The sequence below is a fragment of the Hymenobacter negativus genome, assembly GCF_017571495.1.
In the GTDB taxonomy this organism is placed as follows: domain Bacteria; phylum Bacteroidota; class Bacteroidia; order Cytophagales; family Hymenobacteraceae; genus Hymenobacter; species Hymenobacter negativus.
On the sequence record NZ_JAGETZ010000009.1, the window covers coordinates 88,075 to 100,969 of the forward strand.

Sequence of the window (12,895 nt, forward strand, 5' to 3'; positions counted from 1 at the left end):
AGACTTTCGATTACTTCTTGCCAGCGCCCTTCTGTTGTTCCACCTTTATTTTATGTGCTACCTCCACCATTGGCGCTACCCAGATATCTTTTTCCTGCGCCTTCAGGTAGCGCAGCAGCTGCCGGTGCGCCGCCAAGTCCACGTTCAGTGAGTGGCCGCCGCCCACGCCGTGAAACAGGAACACCAGCAGGGTGTGCGACTGCTGCGCTTTTTTCACTAAGTCAATCATGTATTGGCCATTCTGACCGTTGATGGAGTAGCAGTCCACGTTATCGAGGTTGACGCCAGCGGCGGTTTGCAGGCCGGGCGAGACGCCGCGTGCCGCTACAAAGTCGGGGCGTAGCTGGTCATAAAAGGCCACACCGCCAATGAGCCGGTCGCCGCAGGGGTAGGCAAAGGTGCGACTGGTTTTGCCGTCAATGGCTGCCAACAAGGTGTTGTTCGCCCTGATTTCGTCCACAGCCCGGCCCACGGTATAGGTGTGCAGGTCGTGGTCGGGCTGCACGAAGCTGCGGCCCGGCAGGCTGCCATCGCAGGGGTGAAACAGGGCGTGGTTGCCCAGCTCGTGCCCGCGTCCGGCAGCTTTACGCCACTCACCCAGCCGCTTGGTGACCACCGGTGAGGAGCCGATAATGTAAAACGTACCCCGGAACTTGGCCGAATCCAGGGCCGGCACCACGTTGTCGAGGTCCACGTCGATGGCATCGTCGTAGGTCAGCACCACGGCGCAGGACTTATTGTTCCACGAAGCAGCCGTTTGGCCGAAAGCCGCCAGCCGGCCCGCCAGCAGCAGGGCAGGGGCCAGCAGCAGAATCTTGGTGAAGCTCATGACCGCAAATTAGGAAATGAAGCGTTGGGGCCGGCGAGGCACCCGTTAGCCCAGATAGGCCATGTCTTCCGCGCTCAGCTGAATTTCGGCTGCTTTCAGGTTTTCGCGCAGGTGCGCCAGCGACGATGTGCCCGGAATCGGCAGAATCCAGGGCGACTTATGCAGCAGCCAGGCAATATTGAGCTGGGCCTCGGTCACACCGCGCTGGCGGGCCATTTCGGCTAGCTTATCCCCGGCATTGGGCAGGCCGTGCACCAACGAGAAGAACGGAATGAGCGGGATGCCGTGCTTCTCGCACAGGTCGAGTACTTCTTCGCCGCCCCGGGTTTCGCCGTGGGCCTCGCGTAGCGTGGTGCGCTGTGCATAGCCGTACATGTTTTCTACGGTGGCAATTTCACCCAGCTTCAGGCCCGCTTCCAGCTCCTCACGGCTCACGTTGCTGAGGCCCACGTGCAGAATCTTGCCTTCTTTCTGCATCTCAAACATGGCCCCCAACGACTCCTCAATCGACGGCCCGCCGTGCCCCAGCACCCGGAAATGCACCAACTGAATCTGGTCCAGCTTCAGGGTGCGCAGGTTGTTGTCGATGCTGGTGCGTAGGTTTTCGGGCGTGTTAAATGGAATCCAGCTCTTGTCGGGTCTGCGGGCGCCGCCCACTTTGGTGCAGATAACAAGGTCAGTCGGGTAGGGGTGCAGGGCCTCGGCAATGAGCCGGTTGGTCACATCCTCCCCGTAGTAGTCGGCGGTGTCCAGGAAGTTGACGCCGCTGGCCACGGCAGTTTTTAGGATTTCCAGGGCCTGCGGCCGGTCGGCGGGCTCGCCCCAGATGCCGGGGCCGGTGAGGCGCATGGTGCCGTAGCCCAGGCGGCTAACGGTGAAGGGATGAGCGGAATTTTGGGCAATGGTGATGGTGGTCATATAGAAAGAGGTGGTTTGGATAAGCAGAAGACGGTTTGCGGGCCGGGATGTTTGAAAAGGATGTCGGTCAGGATATGCACGACGGTGCTTTGTCATCCGGAGTACCGCTTGCCGCCGTGCGCTTGTGACGGGCCGTATCAGGTTTGTGCTGGTTGAATTAGGGCCAGTCGTTTTTCGGTGAGAAGGTCCTTCATTGCTGCGTGATGCGCGGAATGCGGCGAATAACAAGCGGCGCTCCGCATGACAAATGGCCCCCACAGAATGATGCGCTACTACGCTGTTGTTGCGTAATTCGCAGCTTATGGCTTCTTATTCCTCGCCCTGGCAGCGTCCGTTGCAGCGTTTTTACTGGCATTCGGTGCTGGCGCTGAGTCTGTTTTTTGTTTTAGGGGCTTTGCTGCTGGTGCTGCTGGTGCGCGGCACGTTCTCGCTCCTCGATTTGCAGCTGGTATTGCGGGTGGGCGGCCCCATGGGCTTGCTGGTGGCTGCCATGGAGGTATACGTGTTCCCGCAGCTGTTTGCGCGGGTGCGGCTGGGCACCCGGTTGGTGGTGAGCATGATGCTGTACCTGGGCGGCTTTTGGGTGATGCTTTACCTCATCCACCGCATCTTCAACCACTCGCCCGACAACCAACTGCTGCTGGCTTCCCTCAGGGCCGGCGAGCTGCGGGACTGGAGCACCCTGGCCATCCGGCCCGAAGGCAAGGCCTTTGTGCGCCTGCTCACCGGCTACAGCATTCTGATTCTGTTCACGTCGATGCTCTACCAGCTCAGCAACAAAATTGGCCGGCCCGCACTGCTGCGTCTGTTTTTGGGCCGTTACCACCACCCGGTGGCCGAGCAGCGCATCTTCCTGTTTGTGGATGTGAAGGGCTCCACTTCGCTGGCCGAAAAGCTGGGTAATGAGCGCTACAGCCAGCTCATTCGCGACTTTTTCTTCGACATGGGCGCACCCATTGTGGCCCATCGGGGCGAGATTTACCAGTATGTCGGCGATGAAGTGGTGGTGACCTGGAAGTGGAAGCCCGGCCTTGCGCAGGCGCGTTGTGTGCGTTGCTTCTTCGCCATGCAGCTGGCCATCGACCTGCGCCGCGACTACTACCTGCGCACCTACGGAGTTGTGCCCACCTTCAAAGCGGGTTTGCACGGCGGCCCGGTGATGGCTACCCAGGTGGGCGCCATCAAAACCGAGCTGGTTTTTCACGGCGACGTGCTCAATACCACCGCCCGCATCGAGGCCCAGTGCAACGCCCTGCACAGCCGCTTGCTGCTATCCGCTTCCCTCTACGAGGCCCTGCCGCACCCGCCCGAATTCCATTTCCAGGCCCGGGGCGAGTTTCCATTGCGTGGCAAAGCCGGCACCGTGGCCCTCTATTCAGTCGAAAATAAATGAGCTCTGCATGACGGGCTTCATTGTCTATAATGGACTGTGTTTATCCGCGCCGAAGCACGTCATAAGGCACCGCCATGCCCAGCAAGGCCTGCCCAATCTGCTCCTCCGAAGCCGTGCCACTGACCGTGATTTCCGCCACCAGTCCGCGCTGCCGGTCGTCGCGCACAGTCAGCGAGTCCACGGTCAGGCCCGGCACCGTGGCTAGCTGCCGCGTGTAAACCCGACTGATTTCCTGCTTGGCCAGGGCCGGCTTGAAGATTTTGCCGATGGCCGTGAGCGGTAACTCGGCCGCCGTGTACACCTGCTTGGGCCAGGCGGCGCGCTCGGGAATGTGGGCTTCCGCAAAAGTCCGCAGCTCGGCTTCCGAAACCTGCTGGCCCGGGTGCAGTGTCACGTAGGCCACGGGCAGCTCGCCGGCGTGGGCATCGGGGCTGCCGATGGCGGCGGCCAGCGCCACGGCCGGGTGGGCGGTCAGGGCATCCTCAATCACCTTGGGGTCGATGTTGTGACCGCCTCGGATGATGAGCTCCTTCTTGCGGCCCGTGATGTAGAAGCCACCCTGCGCATCTTGCCGGCCCAGGTCGCCGGTGTTGTAGAAGGGACCCTGGCCGTCGCCGGTATCCACCCAGATGCCCTTATTATGCTCGGGCTGCAGGTAGCCGCCGAAAATATTACTGCCCCGCACCACAATCAACCCACTTTCCTCGGGCTCGGCTTCCCGCAGGAACACGCCGGTTTGCTCATCCAGCACCATAATGCGCACGTCCTGATACGGCACGCGCAGGCCGATGCTGCCGGGCATGGGCGCACCCGCCAGTGGCCCCACCACGCTGATGCAGCTGCCTTCGGTGAAGCCGTAGCCTTCCACCAGCCGCAGCTTGGTGCGCTGCTCAAACGCCCGCAACAGCTCCACCGGCAGCGGCGCGGCCCCGCAAATGGCGTAGCGCAGGGAGCTGAGGTCGTGGCTGCCCACGGGCAAGTCGAGCAGGCGACTGAAGATGGTGGGCACGCCGCTGAAGAGCGACAGCTTGTAGTGCGCTACCAGCTGCCAGAAGTTGTCGAGAATGCCCGGCCCGCGGTAGCCCGCCGGACTGCCCAGTACCACGGTGTGGCCCAGCAGCCACGGCACGCTGCCCGTCACCACCACGCCATTGACGTGAAACAGGGGCAGCCCGCAGAAGAACACCAGCCGGTCGGGTTCGGCTTCGCCACCCAACAGCTGGGCCGAGGCGAAGGAAGTGCTGGTGATATTGTAGTGGGTGAGGGGCGCGATTTTGGGCGTGCCCGTGGTGCCGCCGGTGTGGAAGTAGCAGGCCACATCCGTCGGTAGCAGCTGCCGGCCCGAGACCAGCCGGTCATTAGGCTGGCGGCGACTGGCCTCGGCAAAATTTACTACCTGAATACCTGGCAGCGCCATCTTGCCTTGCGTGAGCCGGAGCGCACCCACCAGCACGCGCTGCGGCAGCGGCAGGTAATCGAGCAAATCAACCGTTATCACTGTACGCAGCGTGGGCACCAGCGGGGCCACGGCCTGTACTTTCTGCCAGATGTCGGTTTTCGGAAATGCCCGTAGCGTGACCAGTACCTTGGTACCGGCCGCGTTGAGGATGTCGGCAATCTGGGCCGGCTCCAGCAGCGGGTTTAGCGGATTGACGATGCCGGCGGCCTGCCCGCCCCAGAGCGTGAAGTGCGTCTCGGGCAGGTTGGGCAGCAGGTACGATACCACGTCGGTGGGGCCTACGCCCAACTCGTGCAGCATATTGGCCGCCTGGTAGCAGCGCTGCACCAGTTGCGTGTAAGTGAAATCGACCGACTCGGTGGGCCGCTCGCCGCTGAACACGAAGCGCAGGGCCAGTGCCTGGGGGTTGCGGGCCTTGCCGCGTTCCAGCAGGGCCAGGGTGTGGGCGGGCACCGGTTGCGCCGACAAGGGCGTCTGTTCCAATGTTAGAATGTCGTCGAGGTTGCGGTAGCCCGGCATAGAGAAGCAAGGGAGAGCATCGGCTTGTGCCAGATGCGAACAGGTTTTCCTTCAAAAGTAGGCAGCAGCCTGCGGGCACGGGGCCAAAAGTGAGCTTATAAAGCTATTTCGCCAATCTGGCTCGGAGCAGCCCCGGCCCTGGGTGGTTGCTGGTCGCATGGCAAAGGGAGGTAAGCTCGGGCTAACCTTTCATTGGTAGGGGCAGTTCTAACTGCTTAAACCCGTCGCCTAAATGGAAACCACCAACAGCTCAGCCCGCACCAAACCCTACGTCATTGCCTGGGTTTTTTCGCTGATTTTCTACTTTTTAGAGTACGCAGTGCGGTCAGGGCCAGCGGTGATGATTCCCGAGCTGGCGCGCACGTTCGGAGTCGATGCCATGGGGGTGGGCGCTATTCTGGGCACGTATTACTACACCTATTCGGTGGCGGGCCTGGTGGCGGGGGTGGCCCTCGACCGCACCGGCGCGAAATATGCGCTGCCGACGGGCATTGCCATTGTGGCGCTGGGCTGCCTGCTGTTCGCGCTGCCCGGCGCGGCGGCCGGCAATAGCGCCCGGCTGCTGCAAGGCGCGGGCTCGGCGTTTGCGTTCACGGGCTCGGTCTATCTGGCTTCGCGTGGCTTTCAGGCGCGGTCGTTGGCCACGGCCATCGGGGCCACGCAGTGCCTGGGCATGCTGGGCGGGGCGCTGGGGCAGTCTTTGGTTGGCCCCCTGATTCACGGTGGGTTCGATGTGCGCCTTTTCTGGGTGCTCATGGGCCTGGCCAATCTGGTCACCGGCGTGGCGCTGTTCTTCATCACCCCCAACGATGCCCGGACGCAGGCGCCGCCCGCCGGTAATGGGTTGTTGAGTCCCTATAAAATCGTGTTCAGCAATCCGCAGTCGTACCTGTGCGGCCTGGTAGCGGGCCTGTTGTTTGCGCCCACCACCATTTTTGCCATGAACTGGGGTGTGGCCGCCTTGCAGCGCGACCAGCAGATGAGCTACGCGGCGGCCATTTGGGCCTGTTCTATGGTGCCGCTGGGCTGGGTAGTGGGCTGCCCGGCGCTGGGCTGGCTCGCCGACCACCTAGGCCGACGCAAGCCCGTAATTTGGCTCGGCGCCGGGTGCATGGTGCTCCTGGGCTTGCAACAGCTTTACCTGCCCGCGCTCATGCCGCTTGCCCTCAGCCTGCTGCTGTTCGGCGTGGCCTCGGGCGCGGCCATGATTCCATATTCCATCATTAAAGAAGCCAATCCCGACCACGTAAAAGGTAGCGCCACCGGGGCCATGAACTTCCTCACGTTTGGCGTGTCAGCCGTGCTCGGCCCTCTATTTGCCCGCTTGTATGGCCAGACCCTGGGCCAGGCCGACCCAGTGGCACATTTTGAGAAAGGCGGGTTGTTCTGGATTGGCTGCACCTGCCTGGCAATTCTGGCCAGCTTCCTGCTCCGCGAAACCGGCACGGCCCGCCAGCCTTCAGCCCTGCCTGCGGACAACAGGCCTGCCTCGGCGCTGGCGTAGGCAATGGTTTAGCTTGGGAAAAGTTGCCTTCTGCTGCTTTTTCGGTTATCGCTCGCTTTCGTGTTTTCGTCTGCGGGGAAGTCAAAGTTCCCGCCGAGCACTGACCCGTGCCTCTCGTGTTCAGCTACTAGTCGACTGCCGCTGCTGGCTTCACAAACACCAGCCAGTTCGACTGCCGGGACGTTTCCGTCCGCCGATGGCCCAGCTTCACCACGCGGCTGCCGGTTTTGTACCAGCCTTCGTCCCAGTCGCCCATATCCAGGTAGATGGCATTGCGGGCCCCCAGCTCCAGCAGGTCGTCGCCGAACTGCTTCATCGTGAGATTATCCCCAACACTCTCCACCACCGCAAACCGGTGGCCCGCCAATTCAGCCAAAGCCCGCCGCTGGAAAACACTGCCGCCGTCGGGGTGTACACTCTTGCCCCGAAATACGAGCAGCTCCTGCAAAAACAGAGTCCCGTGCTGCTGTCGAACGCGCTCCAGTTCCGTGCCGGGCGGCGACTGGCCTCTTGAAATCTGGCCAATCGTGAGGCTGTCCCCAACCATCGTCAACACCCCATCCAGAAACCCCACCTTGGCTTTGGGCTGCAGCACGCGGCCTTGGCACACCAGCAGGTCCAGCGGCTGGTCGGTGTCCAAATCGGTGTACGCCGCGGCTATGCTCAACTGGTTGTAGTTGTCGGCCTCCGCTGGCCGGCTGTTTACGACCTGCACAGCAAGGCCCTGCGGATGAAATAGCGAGTACTGATGGCCCTGCGCCGTGGTCCGGCCTTCCAGCCGTACTTCCTGGGCGGCGTTTGAGGAGCAGGAAAAAAGGCTAACCAGCAGGCAAAGCAGGAGGTGATTTCTTTGAATGCGCATTTGAGCGAAATGGGGAATGAGACTGTTTCGGAAGTCGCCAGCAAGCAGCTCCTCAAACTGGTTTATCTGCCAAATAATTGTGCAGGGGATAAGCACAAGCACCAGCCGTCCGGAGTAGCTGAAGTAGCGGCAGAAGCTGCGGCGGCACTGCCGAGGTAACGCCATAATGAGGTGCGGTACCTCCTGTGGTTCGCACCACTCGGGCCTTCCCAGATGCTAACCTCCACCCAAAACTACACGTTGATAAATGCAGCCTTTCCACCCCGCCATTCATCCCTCATGCCCACTACCTTCCAGGACCTGGCCGCCGAAGACTCTTCGGCCGACAACCGCCACCGGCCGCCTTACCGCGCTGCCTACCGCACCACCACCGCGCCCCTTATTGTGACGCCCACCTTCCTCACCCGGGCCGACAACACGCCCCGCGCCCTGCGTCCGCTCGACGCTGGCGCCACCCGCAGCCGCACCGGCGAGGCCATCGAGAACCCCGACACTGAGCCCGCTGAAATTGCCCTCGAAGCCGACCCCGGCCTGGGCTTTGAGCATTGGGACGAGTACTGGCGCAAGGTACACGGCCCCAAATTCGCCTACGAGGAGCCCGGCACCGACAACGAGCCCGTGCTGCGCTACGACCAGGTGCACCGAATTGCGGGCGGCCCCTCTTCGTACTTCCGCCCGCCCTACCACGCCATGACCACCGACGACAACAAGCTTGTGGCCGACCCCTACGCCCAGGTGCCGGCCTATCAGCGACCGCGCTGGGACGGCTTTGCCTACATTGCCTACGCGGCGGAGGCCGACATCAACCGTGTGCTCAAGCAGCCGCAGTACGACCAGCGCGTGGTGCCCGACGAGCAAACGGCTTTCCGCATGGTCACGCGCAGCATCACCCGCGAGTACATCCTGCTGCCCAGCGCCCAGCACCGCGACCCCATCAGCCTGGTCAAAATTCACTGCCGCCGGCCCGACCTCAGCCGCGAAGAGTTCCAGGAGTGGCTGCTCAACCACCACGCCGCCCTGGTGCTCGCCCAGCCTGCCACCCATACCTACGTGCGCCGCTACGCTCAATTGCACAACATCGGCTCGACGCAGCCCGACCCCGAAGGCAGCCTCATGGACGGCATCTCAGTACTGGCCTTCGCCAGCATCAACGACGTGGAAGACTACCTCGTATCCGACAACTACCGCGCTATCGAAGCCGACGAAGCGGCCTTCTCCGACGTCGCGCAGTCCGAATTCTGGACCGGCCTCAACTACAGCGTCATCAACCGGCTGCTGCCGGAACTGGCCACCGTGCGCTAACTCAGTAGGGGTAAGAGGGCCTTACTTCTTTATAACCAGCTCCGCCTTGGTTACGTGAAGTGTTGGATTGGCTGCTGCTACCAGAATGCCCCTGAACGTATAGCTCCCTGCGTCCGGAATTACCAATTCGGCGTTTTTTCCGCTAAAGCGCCATTTCACACTCCCGTTGACATCCGTTTTTACTTCGCCAATGGTGACGTTTTTCTCGGTAGGGTCAATCTGCAGTTCCTTAAACGGCGCGCCGTCTTTGGTTACCTGCACCTGAAACCGAACGGGCGAATCGCCTTCGTAAGCCAAGTCCATATCGGACCACAATGCGATTTTATCGTCCTTTTTCAACTGTATGGTCGCCTCCTTCGCTACTTCGTGCCCGGTCGTGCTGACCTCATTAATTGGTAGGCGGGCCACCTCTTTGCCCATCAGCGCATCGCAACCGACCAGCAGAGGCATTAAAGCCAATCCCCAGCATACGCGTTTTATTCCCATGACCATTGATTGCTGCTTCATGCGTTTGATTATGATATAGTATAGCTGCAAGTTTGCTGATTTTGAATTAAACACCGAGGGTTACCTGACTGACGCTGGAATAGTGCCAGCTGCGTTACGCCAACCCGGCGTCAGTTCGCGTCCGTTTCTTTGTGCATGCTTGGCACTCCTAAATTGTGCCTCAACGCAACAATGATACTACCAGACCTTATTCAGTCCTCAGCCCTTGCCAGCATGCAGGAGCAAATGGTGCTCATTACGGGTGGCGAAATCTTGCTACGGGATGACCGAATAAAACAGCAGTGGCGGGTAGAAATAGCCCCTTTCTTTCTGGCAAAATACCCAATCACCCAAGCCGCATACGCGGCCATCGCTAACCAATCACCCAGCTGTTTCAAGGGCGCCAACAACCCCGTCGAAACCGTGTCGTGGCGGGATGCCGTGCATTTCTGCAATTTGCTTTCCGCCGCTGCTGGGTTGCGCCCTTGCTACTCGCTGGGGGCCGAAACGGCAGTTGATGCAACGGCCGACGGCTACCGCCTCCCCACCGAGGCCGAATGGGAATACGCCTGCAAAGCCGGCACCAGCGGCATTCGCTACGGCGAGCTTGGCGCCATTGCCTGGTATAAGGAGAACGCCGAAAAAACGACCCATCCGGTGGGCCTGAAACAGCCCAATGCCTGGGGGCTGTACGACATGCTTGGCAACGTGTGGGAGTGGTGTTCGGACATTTACGACGAGACGGTCTACGGCAGTTACCGCATTATCCGGGGCGGCGGCTGGGCCGACGAGCCCAGGGGCTGCCTGGCCACCAATCGCCGCCGTAGCCACCCCGCCGCGTTTAAAATCGACGACCTGGGATTTCGCGTTGCCAGGAATAAAAGCTGATTAATTCCTAAAGCTTCCCAGGCGTCATCTGGCCCGCGCCACCCAAGCCGCCGCTTGGAGTGGCAGGGGAGGCGAGCGAAGCGAGCCTTTCTATTCCGCTAGGATGAAACGTACGTTTTCGCGCTTCACAAAGTAGCCTGTTGCCGCAGAGGCAACAAAATCACTTACCGTTAGAATCTTCTCTTGGGGCCGCGGGCTTACGTTCGGAAATAACAGCGTGCGGGCAATAGTTGCGGGATTCCCAATGCCTGCTCGCAGCATCAGCCGTGCCTTCTCAAGACCAAACGGAGCATAACAAATGGCCGCAATAATATTTGCCGTCCAGGCAAGGATGAATAGAGCCAGGAATGCGGGAAGAAGAACGAGTACCAGCAGGCAAGATGACTCTGACACTTCACTGCTGATGCAATCGGTGAAATCAAAGCGCGTCAAGTCGACCTGGTACTTCTCGCCAAATTGGGTCAGCAAGGATTCCGTGTCCAAGCCGCACAAGCCAAAATCGTCTTCGATGGCTGAACGGAATGTAACAGGTTCTGTTACGCCCAGTAAGTCTTTAATGTAGGGTGGCACCGACGTCGCTACCCGGCGTAAATCAGCAAATCGAACCGCTATTTCTTGGGTTTCCATACGGTTATAAAAGTATTGATTCTGCACTAAGCACGGTTACGAAGCGTCCGCCTCCAGCGCCTCTTGTAGTGGCAGGGGGCGCGTGAAGGTGACTGCCGAATGCCGCTGGCTAACGTCGCGGGTGCGTCAGGTGATACTTTGTGTAGCTGTATTTGCCTCTGCCCAACTGGTCGTACTCATTCAAATAGGTAATCCAGTAGTCTTGGCCGCTCTCGAAGCGCCAATGGCCGGTTTCCCGGATGGAGTCTTGCTGCCGTACCACGAAAACATTATTTTCCCTTAACTCCAACTCGCAGGGGCGGCAGTTTGGGTAAGCAGTCAGTTGGTAAGTGCCTAGCTCATTCCGCTCCCAGTTTTTATCGACGCGGTAGCTGCTGAAAATAAAAAAAGCCAGTAGCGCAATCATTCCTACAAAACCCAAAGCGGCTTTTCGCTTCTTAGGTGTGCTTTGCGCTGTCACAAATAGAAACAAAAACCGCAACGCATACACGCCCGGTAGGAAGTAGAAAAGCAGCACACGAAACAGAATAGCAACGTTTACCATCGAAAGCGGATACCCGTAAATGCGTCAAGCTCGGCAAAGATGCCGCGCCCCGTGATACGATTTGATACGATGCTGATAAACTTTCAAATTGCCGTCCGCCTTGCAGCGCCCCCGCTGCCTCTTGGAGTGGCGGGAGAGGCGTCAGAATCTGCCCCAGAAAACTAACTATTAAGTACGTCGAATGAACGTGAATGTGTGGCTGGCTTGCTCCACGTCGTATTCTCGTAGGTCGAGGTGCTTTTGATAAAGCGCCAGCCGTTGCTTCACGCTATAGGGGGCTTTGATAAAATGCTCCACAATAGCCGGCCGCACCTCGTCCAGAAAGCGCTGCTTAATGGCAAAAATGATTTCCCACAACTGCCGCTTGTGCGCCGCCGGATACCTAGCAAAGTCATCCGGCACTGCTGAGCCTTGTTGGAACAGCGTGAAGTCGCTGGTATAAATCAGCTGTTCCTCATAGCTGATGCCGCGCACCTCATAGGTCTGAATGACCACGTCCCAGTCGTGGTGCAGGTAGCTGATGTAGTATTCCAAATTGCCGCCACTCTCATCCCAATCGCAGAATCGAACGCGGGCTTCGTCCAGCATCAACGGGCCGGGCGGCGCTCGCGCAAGTCTTCCACCCGTTCGGCCGCCGTTTTGCCCGTTAGCTTGTCAAGGGCATCGTAGCGGCGGCGTAGTTGCGCCAGCGCATTCTGGCGCCGGGCCTCGTGCAGTTGGGTTTGGTCGGTGGTGGGCTGAGCGTTTTTCATTCTATCCAAAGATAAAGCCTAGGTTGATAGTTTCATAGGTTGGCCCCACGCCCGTCCCGCGCGCCCCCGCCGCCTCTTAAGTGGCGGGGGAGGCGGGAGAAGCAGTTAGGGCATCGTAGCGCCGCCTTCAACTGACTCGCGTGGGCAATTCCCCCTTACGCACAACACCCTGCTCTCCCGAGGTGAGGAAGGCAGAGGATGGCGTAGTCTGATTGGATTTACAGATTATCTATTCTTGAAGGCATCTGTAAAAACAGCAGAATCAACGAAAGAAGCTTTTATATGTGTCTCCAAAGCTTCGATGAGGACTGTTTCGTCGTCAGTTAAGTCAAGAAAATCAATCATGCTTTCGTGATTGATATAAATAGCAACTAGTCGTTCACCGCTGAAGAAATATAACTGGTCAAACTCGTAGTAGTCGTTGAATTCTTTGCTTTCGAAACTATGAACAGCAAATTCAAACTTCCGAAAATGCTTCTTGCAATTATCGTTAAGATTGAATTTGCAGACTATATCATCGTCAGCCTCGACTAACTCAATAATATCGAGTTGCCAGTCACTGAAGTAATCCAAGCCCTTCGGAAACAAGTCCGCTGTTTTAGAGACGCCTGCAAATGCGAAGCTGTCAGCAATTTTGAACACAAAGTTATCAAGCACATTCTGCCAATACTCATCGGACATGAAGTCCCAAGAAGGAGCGTTTGGCCCTTCAAGATTAAGGTCAATCAGAAAGAGCTTGTTGTGAAGAGCCATTGGGCGAAAGATTGCAGGCCGGAATTACATATTCCGCCGGTACTGGCCGCCGACCTCAA

The 12,895-nt window shown here is 59.2% G+C and carries 14 protein-coding genes; 4 read left to right on the top strand and 10 right to left on the bottom strand.

Annotated features, from left to right (window positions below; genetic code table 11):
• Positions 1-10 precede the first annotated feature (10 nt).
• A complete protein-coding gene (locus J4E00_RS18220; RefSeq protein ID WP_208176690.1) occupies positions 11-829 on the bottom strand; it encodes a polysaccharide deacetylase family protein in 819 nt (272 codons plus the stop codon).
• A 45-nt stretch (positions 830-874) separates the two neighbouring features.
• Positions 875-1,747: an aldo/keto reductase gene (locus J4E00_RS18225; protein ID WP_208176691.1), complete on the bottom strand. Its 873-nt coding sequence runs from the start codon at positions 1,745-1,747 to the stop codon at positions 875-877.
• 301 nt (positions 1,748-2,048) lie between these two features.
• Here J4E00_RS18225 and J4E00_RS18230 point away from each other — a divergent pair, with 301 nt between their 5' ends.
• Complete coding sequence (locus tag J4E00_RS18230) at positions 2,049-3,140, top strand: adenylate/guanylate cyclase domain-containing protein (protein WP_208176692.1); 1,092 nt, start codon at positions 2,049-2,051, stop codon at positions 3,138-3,140.
• A gap of 40 nt (positions 3,141-3,180) precedes the next feature.
• Here the strand turns inward: J4E00_RS18230 and J4E00_RS18235 are convergent, their stop codons facing one another.
• Positions 3,181-5,118, bottom strand: a complete 1,938-nt coding sequence (locus J4E00_RS18235) for an acyl-CoA synthetase (RefSeq protein ID WP_208176693.1) — start codon at positions 5,116-5,118, stop codon at positions 3,181-3,183.
• Between the two features lie 232 nt (positions 5,119-5,350).
• On the opposite strand from J4E00_RS18235, the gene J4E00_RS18240 reads away from it, so the two are divergent.
• The gene (locus J4E00_RS18240) at positions 5,351-6,622 is read left to right on the top strand and encodes an MFS transporter (protein WP_208176694.1); all 1,272 of its coding nucleotides are present in this window, start codon (positions 5,351-5,353) and stop codon (positions 6,620-6,622) included.
• Between the two features lie 127 nt (positions 6,623-6,749).
• On the opposite strand, the gene J4E00_RS18245 is transcribed toward J4E00_RS18240, so the two are convergent.
• Positions 6,750-7,484, bottom strand: a complete 735-nt coding sequence (locus tag J4E00_RS18245; protein WP_208176695.1) for a hypothetical protein — start codon at positions 7,482-7,484, stop codon at positions 6,750-6,752.
• Between the two features lie 279 nt (positions 7,485-7,763).
• Here J4E00_RS18245 and J4E00_RS18250 point away from each other — a divergent pair, with 279 nt between their 5' ends.
• Positions 7,764-8,786 (top strand): EthD domain-containing protein, encoded by a 1,023-nt coding sequence (locus J4E00_RS18250; RefSeq protein WP_208176696.1) that lies wholly within the window; start codon positions 7,764-7,766, stop codon positions 8,784-8,786.
• 21 nt (positions 8,787-8,807) lie between these two features.
• Here the strand turns inward: J4E00_RS18250 and J4E00_RS18255 are convergent, their stop codons facing one another.
• Positions 8,808-9,293 (bottom strand): hypothetical protein, encoded by a 486-nt coding sequence (locus tag J4E00_RS18255; protein WP_208176697.1) that lies wholly within the window; start codon positions 9,291-9,293, stop codon positions 8,808-8,810.
• 171 nt (positions 9,294-9,464) lie between these two features.
• Between J4E00_RS18255 and J4E00_RS18260 the strand changes: the two genes are divergently transcribed.
• Positions 9,465-10,160, top strand: coding sequence for a formylglycine-generating enzyme family protein (locus J4E00_RS18260; RefSeq protein ID WP_236049929.1), 696 nt, complete (start codon positions 9,465-9,467; stop codon positions 10,158-10,160).
• A gap of 90 nt (positions 10,161-10,250) precedes the next feature.
• Here J4E00_RS18260 and J4E00_RS18265 read toward each other — a convergent pair whose 3' ends face one another.
• From J4E00_RS18265 to J4E00_RS18285, 5 genes are all read right to left on the bottom strand, one after another.
• Positions 10,251-10,787: a DUF1493 family protein gene (locus J4E00_RS18265; protein WP_208176699.1), complete on the bottom strand. Its 537-nt coding sequence runs from the start codon at positions 10,785-10,787 to the stop codon at positions 10,251-10,253.
• A gap of 109 nt (positions 10,788-10,896) precedes the next feature.
• A complete protein-coding gene (locus tag J4E00_RS18270; RefSeq protein ID WP_208176700.1) occupies positions 10,897-11,331 on the bottom strand; it encodes a hypothetical protein in 435 nt (144 codons plus the stop codon).
• Positions 11,332-11,499: 168 nt separating this feature from the next.
• Positions 11,500-11,919 carry a hypothetical protein gene (locus J4E00_RS18275; protein ID WP_208176701.1) on the bottom strand — a complete coding sequence of 140 codons (420 nt, stop codon included), beginning with the start codon at positions 11,917-11,919 and terminating at the stop codon, positions 11,500-11,502.
• Positions 11,919-12,083: a hypothetical protein gene (locus J4E00_RS18280; protein ID WP_208176702.1), complete on the bottom strand. Its 165-nt coding sequence runs from the start codon at positions 12,081-12,083 to the stop codon at positions 11,919-11,921. The genes J4E00_RS18275 and J4E00_RS18280 overlap by 1 nt, the downstream gene beginning before the upstream one ends.
• A gap of 225 nt (positions 12,084-12,308) precedes the next feature.
• A complete protein-coding gene (locus tag J4E00_RS18285) occupies positions 12,309-12,836 on the bottom strand; it encodes a hypothetical protein (protein ID WP_208176703.1) in 528 nt (175 codons plus the stop codon).
• Positions 12,837-12,895 lie beyond the last annotated feature (59 nt).

Excerpts from the sequence above, each read along its gene's own strand:
- J4E00_RS18220 (WP_208176690.1), bottom strand. The coding sequence starts at position 829 with ATGAGCTTCACCAAGATTCTGCTGCTGGCCCCTGCCCTGCTGCTGGCG.
- J4E00_RS18225 (WP_208176691.1), bottom strand. The coding sequence starts at position 1,747 with ATGACCACCATCACCATTGCCCAAAATTCCGCTCATCCCTTCACCGTT.
- J4E00_RS18230 (WP_208176692.1), top strand. The coding sequence starts at position 2,049 with ATGGCTTCTTATTCCTCGCCCTGGCAGCGTCCGTTGCAGCGTTTTTAC.
- J4E00_RS18235 (WP_208176693.1), bottom strand. The coding sequence starts at position 5,118 with ATGCCGGGCTACCGCAACCTCGACGACATTCTAACATTGGAACAGACG.
- J4E00_RS18240 (WP_208176694.1), top strand. The coding sequence starts at position 5,351 with ATGGAAACCACCAACAGCTCAGCCCGCACCAAACCCTACGTCATTGCC.
- J4E00_RS18245 (WP_208176695.1), bottom strand. The coding sequence starts at position 7,484 with ATGCGCATTCAAAGAAATCACCTCCTGCTTTGCCTGCTGGTTAGCCTT.
- J4E00_RS18250 (WP_208176696.1), top strand. The coding sequence starts at position 7,764 with ATGCCCACTACCTTCCAGGACCTGGCCGCCGAAGACTCTTCGGCCGAC.
- J4E00_RS18255 (WP_208176697.1), bottom strand. The coding sequence starts at position 9,293 with ATGAAGCAGCAATCAATGGTCATGGGAATAAAACGCGTATGCTGGGGA.
- J4E00_RS18260 (WP_236049929.1), top strand. The coding sequence starts at position 9,465 with ATGATACTACCAGACCTTATTCAGTCCTCAGCCCTTGCCAGCATGCAG.
- J4E00_RS18265 (WP_208176699.1), bottom strand. The coding sequence starts at position 10,787 with ATGGAAACCCAAGAAATAGCGGTTCGATTTGCTGATTTACGCCGGGTA.
- J4E00_RS18270 (WP_208176700.1), bottom strand. The coding sequence starts at position 11,331 with ATGGTAAACGTTGCTATTCTGTTTCGTGTGCTGCTTTTCTACTTCCTA.
- J4E00_RS18275 (WP_208176701.1), bottom strand. The coding sequence starts at position 11,919 with ATGCTGGACGAAGCCCGCGTTCGATTCTGCGATTGGGATGAGAGTGGC.
- J4E00_RS18280 (WP_208176702.1), bottom strand. The coding sequence starts at position 12,083 with ATGAAAAACGCTCAGCCCACCACCGACCAAACCCAACTGCACGAGGCC.
- J4E00_RS18285 (WP_208176703.1), bottom strand. The coding sequence starts at position 12,836 with ATGGCTCTTCACAACAAGCTCTTTCTGATTGACCTTAATCTTGAAGGG.